The sequence below is a fragment of the Massilia antarctica genome, from assembly GCF_015689335.1.
In the GTDB taxonomy this organism is placed as follows: Bacteria; Pseudomonadota; Gammaproteobacteria; order Burkholderiales; family Burkholderiaceae_D; genus Telluria_A; species Telluria_A antarctica.
The window spans coordinates 1,506,768-1,523,326 of the sequence record NZ_CP065053.1; the positions used below are offsets into that span (position 1 = coordinate 1,506,768).

10 protein-coding genes are annotated in these 16,559 nt (G+C 65.9%); 5 read left to right on the forward strand and 5 right to left on the reverse strand.

The annotated features are described in order from the left end of the window. Positions 1-162: 162 nt before the first annotated feature. Positions 163-1,155 carry a zinc-binding alcohol dehydrogenase family protein gene (locus IV454_RS06775; protein WP_206090841.1) on the reverse strand — a complete coding sequence of 331 codons (993 nt, stop codon included), beginning with the start codon at positions 1,153-1,155 and terminating at the stop codon, positions 163-165. A gap of 100 nt (positions 1,156-1,255) precedes the next feature. Here IV454_RS06775 and IV454_RS06780 point away from each other — a divergent pair, with 100 nt between their 5' ends. Continuing rightward, complete coding sequence (locus tag IV454_RS06780; protein ID WP_206090842.1) at positions 1,256-2,176, forward strand: LysR family transcriptional regulator; 921 nt, start codon at positions 1,256-1,258, stop codon at positions 2,174-2,176. Here the strand turns inward: IV454_RS06780 and IV454_RS06785 are convergent. Beyond that, a complete protein-coding gene (locus tag IV454_RS06785) occupies positions 2,173-2,712 on the reverse strand; it encodes a DUF1003 domain-containing protein (RefSeq protein WP_206090843.1) in 540 nt (179 codons plus the stop codon). The two genes, IV454_RS06780 and IV454_RS06785, sit on opposite strands and share 4 nt — an antisense overlap. A gap of 145 nt (positions 2,713-2,857) precedes the next feature. Here IV454_RS06785 and IV454_RS06790 point away from each other — a divergent pair, with 145 nt between their 5' ends. Then, positions 2,858-3,343 (forward strand): SRPBCC family protein, encoded by a 486-nt coding sequence (locus IV454_RS06790; RefSeq protein ID WP_206090844.1) that lies wholly within the window; start codon positions 2,858-2,860, stop codon positions 3,341-3,343. 238 nt (positions 3,344-3,581) lie between these two features. On the opposite strand, the gene IV454_RS06795 is transcribed toward IV454_RS06790, so the two are convergent. Further along, positions 3,582-5,024 carry a dihydrolipoyl dehydrogenase gene (locus IV454_RS06795; RefSeq protein ID WP_206090845.1) on the reverse strand — a complete coding sequence of 481 codons (1,443 nt, stop codon included), beginning with the start codon at positions 5,022-5,024 and terminating at the stop codon, positions 3,582-3,584. A 175-nt stretch (positions 5,025-5,199) separates the two neighbouring features. Between IV454_RS06795 and IV454_RS06800 the strand changes: the two genes are divergently transcribed. Then, a complete protein-coding gene (locus tag IV454_RS06800) occupies positions 5,200-6,111 on the forward strand; it encodes an ArgP/LysG family DNA-binding transcriptional regulator (RefSeq protein WP_206090846.1) in 912 nt (303 codons plus the stop codon). Between the two features lie 349 nt (positions 6,112-6,460). On the opposite strand, the gene IV454_RS06805 is transcribed toward IV454_RS06800, so the two are convergent. Together IV454_RS06805 and hemE are read right to left on the reverse strand one after the other, a co-directional pair. After that, on the reverse strand, positions 6,461-8,482 hold the full coding sequence (locus IV454_RS06805; protein ID WP_206090847.1) for a primosomal protein N': 2,022 nt from the start codon (positions 8,480-8,482) through the stop codon (positions 6,461-6,463). A 752-nt stretch (positions 8,483-9,234) separates the two neighbouring features. Continuing rightward, positions 9,235-10,320, reverse strand: coding sequence for a uroporphyrinogen decarboxylase (gene hemE, locus IV454_RS06810; RefSeq protein ID WP_206090848.1), 1,086 nt, complete (start codon positions 10,318-10,320; stop codon positions 9,235-9,237). Between the two features lie 132 nt (positions 10,321-10,452). Between hemE and IV454_RS06815 the strand changes: the two genes are divergently transcribed. Both IV454_RS06815 and IV454_RS06820 read left to right on the forward strand, forming a co-directional pair. Then, a complete protein-coding gene (locus tag IV454_RS06815) occupies positions 10,453-12,402 on the forward strand; it encodes a dipeptidyl-peptidase 5 (protein WP_206090849.1) in 1,950 nt (649 codons plus the stop codon). Next, positions 12,399-16,538 (forward strand): DEAD/DEAH box helicase, encoded by a 4,140-nt coding sequence (locus IV454_RS06820; protein WP_229522104.1) that lies wholly within the window; start codon positions 12,399-12,401, stop codon positions 16,536-16,538. Before IV454_RS06815 ends, IV454_RS06820 begins: the two co-directional genes overlap by 4 nt. Positions 16,539-16,559: the final 21 nt, after the last annotated feature.

Here is a 16,559-nt window from a genome sequence, read left to right on the forward strand (position 1 = left end):
CCGGAACCGGCTTCCCGCCACCACAACGTCGTTCCCGCGCAGGCGGGAACCCAAGTTATAGAGCGGCCGCTAGCTACGGAACGCAATTGGGTTCCCGCCTGCGCGGGAACGACGAGATAGTGGCGGATCGCCGGGCTGTGGTGAAATCCGCGCGCGCCGGGTTTAAAACCCCGCCAGCACAATCTTGCCGATCGTCCGTCCCGCCTCCAGCGCCGCGTGGGCGCGGGTCAGGTTGGCCGCGTCGATCCTGCCGCCAGTTTCCCCCACGGTGGTGGTCAACACCCCCGCATCGACCAGGGCGGCCACCTCATTGAGCAGCTTGTGCTGCTCGATCATGTCAGCCGTCCCGAACATCGAGCGGGTGAACATCATCTCGAACACCACCGTCACGCTCTTGCCGAACACCAGGTCCATCGGCAATGGCCGCTCATTGCGCACGATCGCGCAGATCTTGCCCTGCGGCGCGATCGCCGCCGCCGTCGCCGCAAAGTGCGCATCGATATCGTTCAGGCACAAAATGAAATCCACTTCCGCCAACCCCAGCGCGGCCAGCTGCGCCGGCATGTCGCCCAGATGGTCGATCACATGGTCGGCCCCCAGCGCCCGGCACCATTGTTCCGACGCCCGGCGCGAGGCCGTTGCAATCACGTTCAGCTTGGCCAGCTTCTTGGCCAGCTGGATCGCAATCGACCCCACCCCGCCCGCGCCGCCGATGATCAGCACCGACTTGCCCTCGTCCGTGCCGTTGCGCGACACACCAAGGCGCTCGAACAGCGCTTCCCACGCGGTGATGCTGGTCAGCGGCAGCGCGGCGGCCTGTTCCATGCTCAGGCTGGCCGGCTTGCGCCCCACGATGCGCTCGTCGACCGCATGGAACTCGCTGTTGGCGCCGGGGCGCACCACGCTGCCCGCGTAATACACCGGATCGCCCACCTTGAACAGGGTCGCCTGCGGGCCGACCGCGCTGACGGTGCCGGCCACATCCCATCCGACCAGGCTCGGCTCGCCATCGTGGGCGGCCGCCTTGCGCTGCTTGTAGTCGACCGGATTGACCGAAATCGCCTCCACTTTCACCACCAGGTCGCGCCCTTGCGGCTGTGGCGCAGGCAAGTCGACGTCGTGCAGGGTTCCGTTAATGACGGCAATGGCTTTCATGTTGTTTCCTTGTTTGGTTGACAGGAGAGCGAGTGTAGACCGCCCCGATTCGATTGATAATTGGCATAATGATTGAATATCTCTTCACCAAAACAATGTAATGAACCTCGACCTGACCGATGTGGCGCTGTTCGTGCGGGTCTGCGCCACCCGCAACCTGTCCGCCGCCGGGCGCGAATTCAGCCTGTCGCCGGCGGCGTCCAGCGCGCGCATGGCCCAGCTCGAACGCCAGTTGGGCGCGCGCCTGCTGCACCGCACCACGCGCCAGATCGCCCTGACCCAGGATGGCGAAACCTTCCTGGAACGGGCCGTGGCCCTGCTCGACGCCGCCGAACAGGCGCGCGCCTCGGTCGGGGCCGGGCGCGAACCCCAGGGTTTGTTGCGGGTGGCGGCCTCGGTCTCGTTCGGGCGCTTGCACCTGATGCCGTGGCTGCCCGCCTTCATGGAGCGCTATCCCGGCCTGCAGCTCGACCTGCGCCTGTCGGACCGGGTGATCGACCTGGCCGCCAACGGCATCGACGTCACCATCCGCAACGGACCGCTGCACGACTCGGCCCTGATCGCGCGCGTGCTGGCGCCCAGCCGCCTGCTGCTGGTGGCCGCGCCCGCCTACCTGGCGCGGCACGGCACGCCGCAGCGCCCGCAGGAACTGGCCGATCATCAATGCCTGGTGCTGGAAGGGGTCAATCCCTGGAATTTCAGGGATACGGACGGGAGCCTGATCAAGGTTCGGGTGGGCGGACGGATGCGCAGCGATAACGGCGAAGCGATGCGCGACGCCGCCCTGGCCGGCCTGGGGATCGCCCTGCAATCGACCTGGGCGGTGTACCAGCAGCTCAAGAGCGGCGCCCTGGTGCCGCTGCTGGCGGCGTATCCGATGGCCTTGAATTCGGTGGTCTCGGCCCAGTACCTGAACCGCAACTTCCTGCCGCCCAAGACCCAGGCTTTCATCGATTATTTCGCCGCCCGCTTCGGCCCCGCCCCGTACTGGGACGAGGGCTTGCCGAGGATCGGCAATTAAATGCCGACCTTGTGGGACTGGCACAGGGCGTGCAGCAGGCGCAGCTGTTCATGCTGCATCTCGGTTATTTTGTGCATCTTGAGCGCATCCATCTTTTCGTGCAGGGCCATGATTTCCAGCTCGGCCTTGAGGTTGATCTCGTAATCGTTCTGGGCGTTCAGGCGGTCGATTTCGCCCTGGCGGTTCTGCGACATCAGGATCACCGGCGCCTGGATCGAGGCCAGCATCGACAGGAACAGGTTCAGCAAAATGTAGGGATAGGGATCGAAGGGCTTGGCGCCGACGCGCGTGAGCAGGAAGGAATTGAGCACCACCCAGGACACCAGCACCAGCGCGAACAACATGATGAAGGTCCAGGAGCCGCCGAAGCTGGCCACGGCATCGGCCGCGCGCTGGCCGAAAGTGGCGTCATCCTCTGCGGCGTGCTGGTTGGGGGTCAGTGCGCGCCGTTCGGCGATGTGCTTGGCGACAGTGTCGCCGCTGCGTTTTTGCAACTCTTCGATGTGTGCCAGATAATCCTTGCGGGAAGTTCTCATGCTGTGCTCTTCGGTGGTGGTGCGGACCGGTTGTCCGCTCGGTAAGCAGTGTATCCGCAAGTCACTTGCGTGCGCGCACAGATCGCTTGCGTTACCATCGGCGGTATCCGGGCTGGAATGCCCCTCACCGACGAGTTAAAGCACCATGAAATTTGAACATTTGATTGAAATTAACGATCCCTTGAATCCGCTGATCGACACCCTGACGCGCGAGCAGCTGTGGCGCGGGCTGGTGCTGTGCGCGGAAATGCCCAAGCTGTTCGTGCCGCACCTGGACGACTGCACGATCGACGAGCGCGAAAGCGGCAGCTTCCGGCGCAGCCGGCGCTTCGGCGAGCTGGTGGTGATCGACCGCGTGCTGCTCACGCCGCTGCAGGAAGTGCGCTACGAGGTGCCCGAGCAGGGCGAGATTGCCGCGTCGAGCCTGACCGTGACGATCGAAACGCCGGCCGAGCACACCATGTTCGTGCGCTTCAAGTACGACGACGGGCATGATGCCGAGACCGACAAGGCCAATGCCATGTACGACGAATACAAGAAGTCGGCTTACCAGGAGGCCGATATCGACACGATCCGCATCGTGCGCGAGATGGCGGGCGCGGGGCGGCTCGATGCCAGTTACCTGAACTAAGCCCGGCGCGCGGCGTGGGCCGGCGAAACATTTCTTAACCGGGGCCAGCGCCCTGGTGGCCTTCTTGGCAACACCCGGGTCAGACCCCGGGACGGCCGCCGGTTCGCCCGCTGCCGCTGTGGCAACACCGGGGTCAGACCCCTAACTGAAAAACCGGGGTCTCACCCCTCGCCCGCTAACTGAAAAACCGGGGTCTGACCCCTCGCCCGCCGCTGGAGGAAACTCCGGCTGTTGGCATCTACACGCCGGGGGTGGTGTCCGGCGCGCTGCTCGCTTTCGGCGCGCCTTTTTCCAGCTCCAGCGCCAGGTCGCGCAGCGCCGTGCGCACGCCTTCTTCGATCACCGGATGGTAGAACGGCATGTCCAGCATCTGCGCCACCGTCAGGCGCGCCTGGCAGGCCCAGGCCAGCAGGTGGCCCAGGTTCTCGGCGCGCGGCCCGATCATCTCGGCGCCCAGGAAACGGCAAGTGCCGTACTCGCCGTACACGCGCAGCATGCCATGGTTCTGCAGCATCACCCGGCTGCGGCCCTGGTTCTCGAACGATACCTTGCCGATTGCGAACTTGGGCTTGCCTTCGGCGCACAGTTCCCTGTAACTCTCGCCCAGGGTCGCGATCTGCGGCTCGGTGAAGGCAATCGTCAGCGGCGTGCGGCGCAGGCCGGGGCGCACGTCGGGATAGCGGCCGGCATTGTCGCCCGCGATCCTGCCGTGGTCGGCCGCTTCCGGCAGCACCGGGCGCTCGTTGTTGGCGTCGCCCGCGATGAAAATAGGGCTGGTGCCGCACTGCATAGTGGTCGAATCGAACCGGGGAATGCCGCGCGCATCCAGTTCCAGGCCGGTGATCTCGATGCCGATCCGGTCGACGTTGGGCGTGCGCCCGGCCGCCACCAGCACGTAGGCGAAGCGGTCGGTGTGCTCGGCGCCGGCGGCGTCGCGCGTGACCAGCACCACTTCCTCCCCCTGCTGTTCGGCGCTGACAATGCGCTGCTGGAAGCGCAGGTCGAGCTCGCGTGCGAGGGCCTTGCCGGCCACGTGCAACACTTCCGGGTCGCTCAGCTGGGCCACGCTGCCGCCGCGCGCGAACACGCTCACCCGCACGCCCAGGCGGTGCAGGGCCTGGCCCAGTTCCAGCCCGATCACGCCGGTGCCGATCACGGCCACGGAGGCGGGCAGGTCGGTCCAGTCGAACACATCGTCGCTGACGATGATGCGATCGCCCACCTCCTTGAGCTGGGGCAGCATGACCGGCGTGGAACCGCTGGCGATGACCACGCGCGCCGCGTCGATGGTGGTGTGCTGGTCCACCTGCAGCGACTGCGGACCGGTGAAGCGGGCGTGGCCGCGCAGCTTGTCCCGGTCCGGGATGCCATCGATACTTTCCAGCACGAAGCCGACGAAGCGGTCGCGTTCACTGCGCACGCGCGCCATCACGGCCTTGCCATCGATGCGGACCGGGCCGGGATGGACCCCGAATTGCGGCGCCAGCGCCAGCATGTGGGCCGCCTCGCTGGCGGCGATCAGCAATTTGCTGGGCATGCAGCCGACCCGGGCGCAGGTGGTGCCGTACGGGCCGTTTTCGATGACGAGCGCGGTTTTCCCCTGGGCGCGGGCGGCGCGGTAGGCGGCAAGACCGGCGGTACCGGTACCGATGATGGCGACGTCGACGTGTAACTTGTTCATGGCGGACTCTTCTTCAACTGGACGTGCGAAATGGGATGCCGGGGATAGCTGTTTTCAGGCGTCAACGATACGCCAATTTTCACATTCCCGTGGCGCATCGCTGTTGCGCATTGGCGGCGCGGGTCCAAGCGTATTAGTATGGCTGATCAACCATCACCATGGATCAGCTCTACTGATGAGTAATCTCGACTATCGCGGCCTGGCCGTGCTCGACGCGGTGGCGGCGAGCGGGAGTTTCGACCAGGCGGCGCTGCTGCTGGGAATGAGCCACGCGGCGGTATCGCAGGGCATCAAGGCGCTGGAAGATGGATGCGGGCGCCTGCTGGTGGTGCGCGGCACGCCCGCGGTGCCGACCGGGCTGGGGCAGCGGCTGGTGGTGCATTTCCGCCACGTCCAACTGATGGAAGCGGCGCTCGACATCGACCTCGGGCGCGACACCAGCCTGCCGGCCCTGTCCCTGGCGCTCGACGCCGACAGCCTGGCGACCTGGTTCGCGCAAGCGCTGCCGCCGCTGCTGGCGCCGCCGCGCTGCCAGTTCCACATCGAACTGGCCGATGGCGAACGCGCGCTGCGGCTGGTGCGCGAAGGCGCGGTGTTCGCCTGCGTCGCCGAGGCCGGGGTCGATGATGGCGGTGAAGCGGCGGCCGGCACCACCTCCACGCCGCTGGGGCAGCTGCGCTACACCTGCGTGGCCACGCCCGCGTTTGCGGGGCACTGGTTCGGCGACGGCTTCATCGCCGAGGCGGTGGCGCTGGCGCCGGCGGTGGTTGGCGAGCGCAAGCAGCTGGCGCATTTCCTGGCGCGCGAATTCGGTGGCGGGATGCGCTTTCCCCACCACACCATGCCGGTCTCGGCCGCGCTGGACAACTGCATCCTGCACGGCATGGCCTACGGCCTGATGCCCGAACTGAGCGCGCTGAGCCGGATTGCCTCAGGACAGCTGATTGATCTTGCGCCGGGGCGGACCTGGAACGCGGCGCTGTTGTGGCATGCCTGGAACATCGACACCCCCTTCACCCGCGCCCTGACCGAGCACATCGTCGCCAGCGCCCGCCGCTACCTCCCCCAGCCCCCAACCGGGGTCTGACCTCTGATTAGCAATTAATTGCCGAGCAGCCCAAAACGCCGCATAACCGGGGTCTGACCTCTGACTAGCAATTAGTTTCTCAGTAGAACAAATCGACGGGTATACCAAGCGGCTCCTGAACCAAAGCTGGCCTACAGTCTTCAGAGTCATCGAAACCGTCGTGAAAAACCATCAGCTTTGCAAAAAGCAATATTTTTGTTGCTAGTCAGAGCTCTGACCCCGGTTGTGGTTTGCTTGTCTTTTGATATCGCTTAGCTTTCCGGCTGTATTTTTATTGCTAATCAGAGGTCAGACCCCGGTGTAGGAGGGTCTTATTGCTAATCAGAGGTCAGACCCCGGTGTAGGAGGGTCAGATGTCGAGGGGATCGACTTCGAGCGACCATTTGACCCGGCTTTTCATGGCGCGCAGCAGGGCCAGCCATTCTTTGAGGAAGGCTTGCAGCGCCGGTCGCGAGGGGCTTTCAACCAGCAGCTGCGCCCGGTCGACGTTGTGCACCCGCGTCATCGTCATCGGTATCGGATCGTTGAGGGTGATGCCGTGAAATGCCAGCGCGTCGCGCGCACTCTCCAAAAAGCCGATCGCCGTCGCCAGCTCGGGGGCCTCGGCCCGCAACAGGGCCTGGTACAGATACGGCGGCAACGCCGCCTGGCGCCGCTCGGCCAGCAAATCGGTGGCGAAGCGGTCGTAGTCGTGGTTCACCACCGCCGAATACAGCGGATGGCTGGCATAACGCGTCTGGATCAGCACTTCGCTCACGCTGCCGCCTTCCGTGCGCGCCGCCCTGCCCGCCCGCCCGGCCACCTGCATCAGCTGCGCGAACAGGCGCTCGCTGGCCCGGTAATCCTGCGAAAACAGCGCCGTGTCCGGATTTAATATCCCCACCAGGGTCAGTTTCTTGAAGTCGTGCCCCTTGGCGACCATCTGGGTGCCGATCAGGATATCGACCTCGCCCCGGTGCACCGTGTCGAACGCGGCCTGCGCACTGCCCTTCAGGCGCGTGGAGTCGGCGTCGATACGCAAGATGCGCGCCTGCGGAAAAACCTGCTGCAAGCCTTCTTCCACGCGCTGGGTGCCGCGCCCGAGCGGCTGCAGGTCGACATTGCCGCAGGTCGGGCAGTGGCGCGGGATGCGCAGCTCCAGGCTGCAGTGGTGGCAGCGCAGCCGGTGTTCGGGCTTGTGCAGGACCATGAACGAGGTGCAGCGGGTGCAGTTGCTGATCCAGCCGCACGATTCGCAGCAGATCACGGGCGCGTACCCACGCCGGTTCAAAAACAGCAAGGATTGTTCGCCGCGCTCGAGACGCTGGCGCAGCGCCGCCATCAGATGCGAGGTGATGCCGTCGACCGGTTTGTCGCGCTCCATGTCGAGCAGCTTCACCCTCGGCAGCACCGCATCCTTGACAGCGCGCTCGCGCAGTTCGAGCTTGCGATAGCGCCCGGAGCCGGCGTGGTGCCAGCTCTCCAGCGAGGGCGTGGCCGATCCGAGCACGATCGGAATGCCCAGCTGGCGCGCGCGCCACACCGCCAGGTCGCGCGCCGAGTAGCGCAGCCCTTCCTGCTGTTTGTACGAGGGGTCGTGCTCTTCGTCGATGACGATCAGTTTCAGGTGCGGCAGCGAGGCCAGGATCGCCAGGCGCGTGCCGAGGATGATGCGGGCCTGGCCCTGATGCGCGGCCAGCCAGTGCAGCATGCGCTCGCCCTCGGACAGGCTGCTGTGCAAGGTGGCCAGCATCACGCCGGGAAAGCGCGCGCGGATGTTCCCTTCCAGCTGGGGGGTGAGGTTGATCTCGGGGACCAGGATCAGGATCTGGCCGCCCTCTTCGCGCGCCAGTACCTCGGCGCAGGCTTGCAGATAGACTTCGGTCTTGCCGCTGCCGGTCACGCCGTACAGCAGGATGGGGGTGAAGCCCTGGGCGCCGCCGATCGTGTCGGCCGCTTCCTGCTGCGCGCCGTTCAGTACCGGCATGTCGAGCGGGGTGTGGTCGTGCGCCGGCGCGCTCTTGGCCAGTTTTTTGAGCGCGCGGTCCAGCGCCACGGTGGTCAGCACGCGCAGGTTCTTGGGCAGCCCGGGCAAGGCCACTTCACCCAGCGGACGCTGATAGTAGTCGGCCGCGAACGCCGCCAGCGCGATCCATTGCGGCGACAGGGGCGAGAGCTGGCTGCGCACGGCCAGCGCGTCTTTGAGCTTGTCGGCCGGGACGTCGGTGTCGTGTTTGACTGCGACGATGAGCCCGACTACCTCGCGGCGCCCGAAGCTGACCAGCGCCAGCTGGCCCACCCGCGGCTCCTCGCCGGCGGCGCACGACCAGCGGTAATCGAAGCAGCTGGTGAGCGGCGTGTCGAGCGCGATGTTGAGGATGCAGTACGCCATCAGGGTCGGTGTCGGTCGGGGTCGGCGGGTGTCAAAAAGAGGATTGTCAGGGATGTCCAGGACATCGTTTAAAGCAGCTTCAGCTTGTGGACAACTTTGTGGACAAACAATTTGTGCGAGGCCAAAAGCTTTGTGCTTGCACAATAGATGAGCCTAACAACTGAAAATCAAAGAAATTTAATCCTTTTAAATCAATCACTTGGAAAATCCGCCTTGGGAGGCGGGGAAAACCATGTTTTACCGGCGTTCTGTGCATAAGTGAGTCGGCGAGGGGGCAAAATGTAGTCATCTCGCCAGCCTGGCGCTGTGTATAAGCACAGCCCACCGTCGGCTTGCGCTGGTGTCCGCACAGGCTCCCGGAAACCACAATTTTGCCGTGCCGACACAGTCCTGAGCCATCATGCAGCGCAGCAAACACTTCATGTAAAACCTTCACATCTCCGCTAAGTCGCGGTAAACGCGGGACTTTTCGTTTTTATCCACACTGCCTGTTGATAACTTTGTGGACAATGCTGGAAAAACCCGATTTTCCCTCTGTGTCTTGTCCACATTCGCGCTGTGCGGCTCGACAGGGAAATTTTATAATTCGTTAAAAATCAACCACTTACAAGTATCGAAAACTTTTCTGCGCCGCCTGTTTTTTAATCAGGGGTGTTTTGTAAAATTGTGAATAAGTGGGATATTGTCGTTTAGAAAACAGGTTCCGCAGGGTAGCGAAACCACCTTGTCAGGGTGGCATCGCTGTAGCCAGACTACAGGCCGCCGCGTTGCTGACGGCTGAAGCTGTGGACAGCCTCGACCATGGCGCTGACCGACTCGGGCGGGGTGAACTGCGAGATGCCGTGACCGAGGTTGAACACGTGACCTGAGCCGTCGGATGGCTTGCCGTAGCTGCTCAGGGTACGCTCGACTTCGGCGCGGATCTGTTCCGGGCTGGCGAACAGGATCGCCGGGTCGAGGTTGCCCTGCAGCGCCACCTTGTGGCCGACCAGGGCGCGCGCGCGGCCCAGGTTGACGGTCCAGTCCAGCCCGACCGCGTCGGCGCCGATGTCGGCGATCTGGTCCAGCCACAGGCCGCCGCCCTTGGTGAAGACCACCGCCGGGATGCGCACGCCATCTTTTTCGCGCTTGAGCTGGCTCATCACCTGCTGCATATACTGCAGCGAGAAGGTCTGGTAGGCGCCGTCGGCCAGCGCACCGCCCCAGGAGTCGAAGATCATCACGGCCTGGGCGCCGGCGTCGATCTGGGCATTCAGGTAGGCCGCCACCGCGCTGGCATTGGTCGACAGGATGTGGTGCATCAGGTCGGGACGGTTGTACAGCATCTTTTTGATGGTGTGGAATTCCTTGGAGCCGCCGCCTTCGACCATGTAGCAGGCCAAGGTCCAGGGGCTGCCGGAGAAACCGATCAGCGGCACCCGGCCATTGAGGGCGCCGCGGATCTGGGTGACCGCCTTGAAGACGTAGTCGAGCGAATCGAGATCGGGCGCGCGCAGGGCCGAGACGTCCGCCTCGGTGCGCAGGGGACGCTCGAACTTGGGGCCTTCGCCATCGACGAAGTACAGCCCCAGGCCCATCGCGTCGGGCACGGTGAGGATGTCCGAGAACAGGATCGAGGCGTCCAGCGGGTAGCGGTCGATCGGTTGCAGGGTCACTTCGGTGGCGTAATCGGGATTCTTGGCCAGACCCAGGAAGGAGCCGGCCCGCTCGCGCGTGGCGCGGTATTCCGGCAGGTAGCGCCCCGCCTGACGCATCAGCCAAACGGGGGTGTAATCGGTCGGTTGGCGCAGCAGCGCGCGCAGGAATGTGTCGTTCTGGAGCGGGGCGAATTGGGGCATGGGAGAGAGTCGAAAGCTTGGAGAAAGGCGCTATTATCGCATTCCCGCGCCGCACGCCGCGCGCCGCCATTTGCACCGGGCCGGGGGATTAACTATCATGCCATACCGCCGCCAACCCGAGTGACCATTCCCATGACAGCTTCGACCAGCCCACAGAGCGCCGCTTTCGGCCTCTGGCCTTCCCCCATCAGTGCCGCCACCGTGGCCGCAGGCGCCACCCCGCTGTCGCAGCCGCAGGCCGATGGCCTTGATGCTTACTGGCTGGCCGGACGCGCCAGCGAAGGCGGACGCACCACCCTGCTGCGCCAGCGCGGCGCCGAACTGCTTGAGATGACCCCGGCCCCGCTCAATGTGCGCAGCCGCGTGCACGAATACGGCGGCGGCGCCTACCTGGTGGTGGCGGGCACCGTGTATTTCTCGAATTTTGCCGACAATTGTATTTACGTCATCGCGCCCGGCGAGGCGCCGCGCCCGATGACCCTTCCGGGCAGCGCGCGCTACGCCGACTTCGCGCACGATGCGGCGCGCAATCGCCTGATCGTGGTGCGCGAGGACCACGCGCAGGCCGGCGCCCAGCCGGTCAACACCCTGTGCGCCATCGACGCGGACGGCAGCGAAACCATCCTGGCGCGCGGCAGCGATTTTTACGCGGCCCCGCGCCTGTCGCCGGACGGCGCCTCGCTGGCCTGGCTGAGCTGGGACCATCCGCGCATGCCGTGGCAAGGCACCGAACTGTGGCTGGCGCCGGTGCAAGCGGACGGTCAGCTTGGGTCGGCCACCCTGGTCGCCGGCGGCCCCGATGAAGCGGTGTGCCAGCCCGAATGGTCGCCGGCCGGCGTGCTGCATTGTGTGTCGGACCGCAGCGGATGGTGGAATCTGTACCGGCTGGCCGACGCCGAGGTGCAGCCCCTGTGCGAGCGCGCCGCCGAATTCGGCTCGCCGCACTGGACCTTCGCGGTATCGATGTACGGCTTTCGCAGCGACGGCGACATCATCTGCACCTACATCGAAAATGGCGTGAGCCGGCTGGCCCAACTATCCCCCGACGACGGCAAGCTGGTCCCGATCGTCAATCCGTACGAGGAAATCCGCGAGCTGCGCGTGGGCGGCGGCGCGGCGCTGATCCTGGGCGGCTCGCCCACCATCCCACTGGAGCTGGCGCGCTTCGACCTGGCCAGCGCCCGTCCTGACGTACTGGCGCGCTCGATCACCGACCTGCCGGCCGACGGCTACCTGTCGGTCCCCGAGAGCATCACCTACGCCAGCGGCGGCAACGGCCAGCGCAGCGCGCACGCGTTCTACTACCCTCCCTGCAATGCCGATGTCACGCCGGACGGCGCCGGCAAACCGCCGCTGATGGTCATCAGCCACGGCGGCCCGACCGGCATGGCCACCAACACCCTCAAGCTGGCCACCCAATTCTGGACCAGCCGCGGCTTCGCGGTGCTGGACGTGAACTACGGCGGCAGCAGCGGCTTCGGACGCGCCTACCGCGACGCGCTCAAGGGCCAGTGGGGCGTGGTCGACGTCGAAGATTGCGTGGCCGGCGCGCGCTACCTGGCCACGCGCGGCGTGGTCGACCCGGAACGGCTGGTGATCCGCGGCGGCAGCGCCGGCGGCCTGACCACCCTGTGCGCCCTCACCTTCCACGATGTGTTCAAGGCCGGCGCCAGCTACTACGGCGTGTCGGACCTGAAAGGCCTGGACGACGACTCGCACAAGTTCGAATCGCACTACAACGAGTACCTGATCGCACCGAAGCCGGAGTCGGTCGCCTTGTACCTGCTGCGTTCCCCGATCAACCACGCCGACAAGCTGACCCGCCCGATGATCTTTTTCCAGGGCCTGGACGACAAGGTCGTGCCGCCGCAGCAGTCGGAAGTGATGGTCAGCGCCCTGCGCGCGGCCGGCGTGCCGGTGGCCTACATGACCCTGGAGGGCGAAGGACATGGCTTCCGCAAGGCCGACAGCATCGTGCGCACCCTGGAAGCGGAGCTGTATTTTTACCTGCGCATTTTCGGCTTGACCACGCCAGGCCAGCCGGCCGTGGTGGAGATCGATAATCTGCCCGGAGCTGCATGAGCGGGCCAGACATGGCGCTAACGCGGGAACAGTTCGGCCGATTGGACAGGGTCGAGCAAAATATCGCCGCCATGCTGGCGATGGCAGGCGAACCGATGGGCCGCATCCGCCTCCAGGAGCACCTCGCCAGCGCCGGCATCAAGGTCGGCAACGAGCGCATGGTCGAAGCGATGGAATCCTTGCGCGCCCTCGGCGTGGCGGGCGAGTTGCAGCACCGCGGCTGGATCGTCACGCCCGAAGTCACCTGGCCGGCGCTGAGCGCGGCACTGAACGCCGGGACCTTCGGCCCGCTGGCCGCCGCCTACGACAACCTGACCCCGCTGCGCCGCAACTGGGAAGGCTTTGCCATCCTGCGCAGCTACCGCCAGGGCGTGGCGCTGCTGCGCATTGCCCTGGCCAGCGGCCAGGGGCCGGAACTGGTGGCGCCGCTGCTGGCGGCCTGCATGAACTGCCACGAGGCGGGCTACCTGCACCCGCTGGTCGATATCTGCGCGCGCCCGTTCGAGCCGGAACTGTTCGCGCGCATCCACCCGCAACTGCGCGACGAGGTGCTCACGGTGCTGATGGAGAACGCCCAGCGCGAACCGGCCAGCGCGCCGCAGTTGCGCGTGTTCGCCGAACGCCACCTGGCGCAGGGCGCGTCGTCGATGGCGCTGCGTACCGTCATGGCCGAACACCTGATCCTGTGCGGCCGCCTGGACGATGCCTCGGACCTGTTGCACGACATGGACGATTCGATGGCGCTGTTCTACCGCAGCGTGATCCTGATGCTGCGCGAGCACCACGCCGAGGCGCTGGCCGGCTTCGACCAGGCGCTCAAGGCGCTCCGGCGCGAAACCGGCAAGCGCAAGATGACCTTTCCCGGCATCGGCGGCCACCTGTACGTGCTGGCGCTGCTGCGCAGTCCCGACCCCAAGCACGCCAAGGCGGCCGAGACCTATCTCGATATCGTCACGCGTGCCGCGCAAAGCCACGACACGGCGGTCTGCCAGCAACTGAACATGCTGCGCCAGATCCGCGGCGGCACGGTCGACGCGCAAGTGCTGCCCACGCGCAGCTGGGAAAGCGCGCTGCAGCCCTTCATGTTCCGCGCCCTGCTGCATTACTGGCTGGCGTTGCCGCAGCTGGACGACAAGCGCGCGCAGCTCGAACAGATGATGACGCAGGCGACCGAGGCCGGCTTCGACCTGATTGCGGCGCAGCTGGGCGCCCTGCTGGGGCGCATCGGCGCCGTCTCGCGCGAGCAGGAAGCGATCGCCCTGCGCCAGCGCCTGCGCTTTGCCGACATGAGCGGCTGGTTCGAGCGCGAGGAACCGTGGGAGCGCCAGCTCAATGCGCTGATCAACCTGCAGCCGGCGGTCAATGTGGAAGTGGTCAAGGAAGCGCGCCTGGTGTGGGGCCTGCGCTTCGATCCGCTGTATGGTATCGCCGACATCGAAGCGCGCGAACAGAAGCGCGACGCCCAGGGTGGCTGGAGCCGCGGCCGCGCCATGGGCCTGAAACGCCTGTCGGAAGACGCGGCCAGCTTCGACTTCCTCACCTCGCAGGACCTGCATGTGGTGGCGACCCTGAACGCCTATAAATACTACAGCGGCGGCGGGGTGCGCTACGAATTGGACATGGACAAGGCGGTGGCCGCGCTGATCGGCCACCCGCTGCTGTTCTGGATCGATGCGCCCGGCACGCGCGTGGAACTGCTGCCGGGCGAGCCGGAACTGATGATCAAGGCGCGCGCCGGGAATGTGACCATCACCTTGCAGCCGCCAATCCTGGACAACACCGACGACGTGTGCGTGACGCGCGAAACGCCGACCCGCCTGCGCGTGGTGCGCATCAGCGACGAGCACCGCCGCATCGGCGCCATCGTCGGCAATGGGCTGGTGGTGCCGCTGCATGCGGAAAAACAGGTGCTCAAGGCGATCGGCGCGATTTCGTCGATCGTCACGGTGCAGTCGGATATCGGCGGCAGCGCGGCCGACATCGCGCAGGTGGAGGCCGACAGCCGCCTGCACCTGCACCTGCTGCCCTACCAGCATGGCCTGAAGATGCAGGTGCTGGTGCGCCCGCTGCCGGACGCCGGCGCCTACTACCCGCCCGGCTCCGGCGCCGAGAGCGTGATCGCCGACGTGAATGGCGCGCGCGTGGAGGCGCGCCGCAACCTGAACGCCGAGCGCGAGGCCGAACGCCAGCTGGTCGGCGCCCTGCACGTGCTGGAGCAATCCGAATCGGATCACGGCGAATGGCTGCTGGCGAATCCCATCGAGTGCCTGGAGCTGCTGGCCGAACTTCAGGAACTCGACCCGGCCAGGGTGCTGCTGGCCTGGCCCGAGGGCGAGCCGTTCCGTCTCGCGAAAAAGGCCGATTCGGCCTCGGTGCGCCTCTCGATCAAGCGCGACAAGGACTGGTTCGCGGCCAGCGGCGAGGTGCAGGTGGACGAGAACCGCATCATGGACTTGCGTACCCTGCTCGATATGCTCAGGGAGAATGGCAGCCGCTTCGTGGCCCTGGGCGACAACCAGTTCATGGCCTTGACGTCCGAACTGCACCGGCGCCTGATGGAGCTGTCGGCCTTCGGCACGCCGAGCGCGGACGGGGTCAAGGTGCATGCGCTGGCCAGCTTCGCGCTGGAAGAACTGGCGCAGGACGCCGGCCAGGTCGATACCGACAAGGGTTGGCGCGACCATCTGGCGCACATGGAACGGAGCGCGGCCTTCGTGCCGCAGTTGCCGAGCACCCTGCAGGCCGAGCTGCGCGACTACCAGCTCGAAGGCTTCGAGTGGCTGGCGCGCCTGGCCCACTGGGGCGTGGGCGCCTGCCTGGCCGACGACATGGGCCTCGGTAAAACCCTGCAGGCGCTGGCGCTGCTGCTCTCGCGCGCGCCGCAAGGCCCGGCGCTGGTGATCGCGCCGACCTCGGTGTGCATGAACTGGATCAGCGAGGCGGCGCGCTTTGCGCCGACCTTGAACATCAAGCTGTTCGGCGCGGGCGACCGTGCCGCCATGCTGGCCGAGGCCGGGCCGTTCGACCTGGTGATCGCCAGTTACGGCCTGCTGCAGCTGGAAGCGCCGGCGTTTGCCAAGGTGCGCTGGAACAGCATCGTGCTCGATGAAGCGCAGGCCATCAAGAACACCGCCACCAAGCGCTCGCAGGCCGTGATGGCGCTGCAAGGCGAGTTCCGCATGGTGGCCACCGGCACGCCGCTGGAAAACCATTTGGGCGAGCTGTGGAACCTGTTCCGCTTCATCAATCCGGGCCTGCTCGGCACTAGCGACCAGTTCAACCTGCGCTTTGCCGGGCCGATCGAACGGGCCCAGGACAAGCGCGCCGAAGCCGGGGCGCGCCTGCGCCTGCGGCGTTTGATCCAGCCCTTCATCCTGCGCCGCACCAAGGCGCAGGTCTTGTCGGAACTGCCGCCGCGTACCGAAATCGTGCTGCCGGTCGACCTGACCGAGGAAGAAACGGCGCTGTACGAATCGCTGCGGCGCGACGCCATCGCCAAGCTGGCCGCGCTCGAAGCGCCCGAGAGCCAGAAGTCGATCCAGATCCTGGCCGAGATGATGAAGCTGCGCCGCGCCTGCTGCAATCCGGCGCTGGTGGCGCCCGAACTGGGCCTGCAAAGCAGTAAGCTGACGGTGTTCGCGCGCCTGCTCGACGAGCTGCTCGACAACCGTCACAAGGTGCTGGTGTTCAGCCAGTTCGTCGACCACCTGACCCTGATCCGCAAACACCTCGACGAGCGCGCCATCAAATACCAGTATCTGGATGGCTCGACCCCGATGCAGGAGCGCAAAAAGCGGGTCGACGCCTTCCAGGCCGGCGAGGGCGATGTGTTCCTCATTTCACTCAAGGCGGGCGGGGTCGGCATCAACCTGACGGCGGCCGATTATGTGATCCACATGGACCCGTGGTGGAACCCGGCGGTGGAAGACCAGGCCTCGGACCGCGCGCACCGCATGGGGCAGCAGCGCCCGGTGACCATTTACCGGCTGGTGGCGCGCCACACCATCGAGGAAGGCATCGTCGACCTGCACAAGCACAAGCGCGGCCTGGCCGACAGCCTGCTCGAAGGCAGCGACGTGTCGGCCCGCATGACGCCGGGGGACATGCTGCGCATGCTGCAGGAGGGACTGCGCTGAGGCGATGAAGCTTGTAGTAGC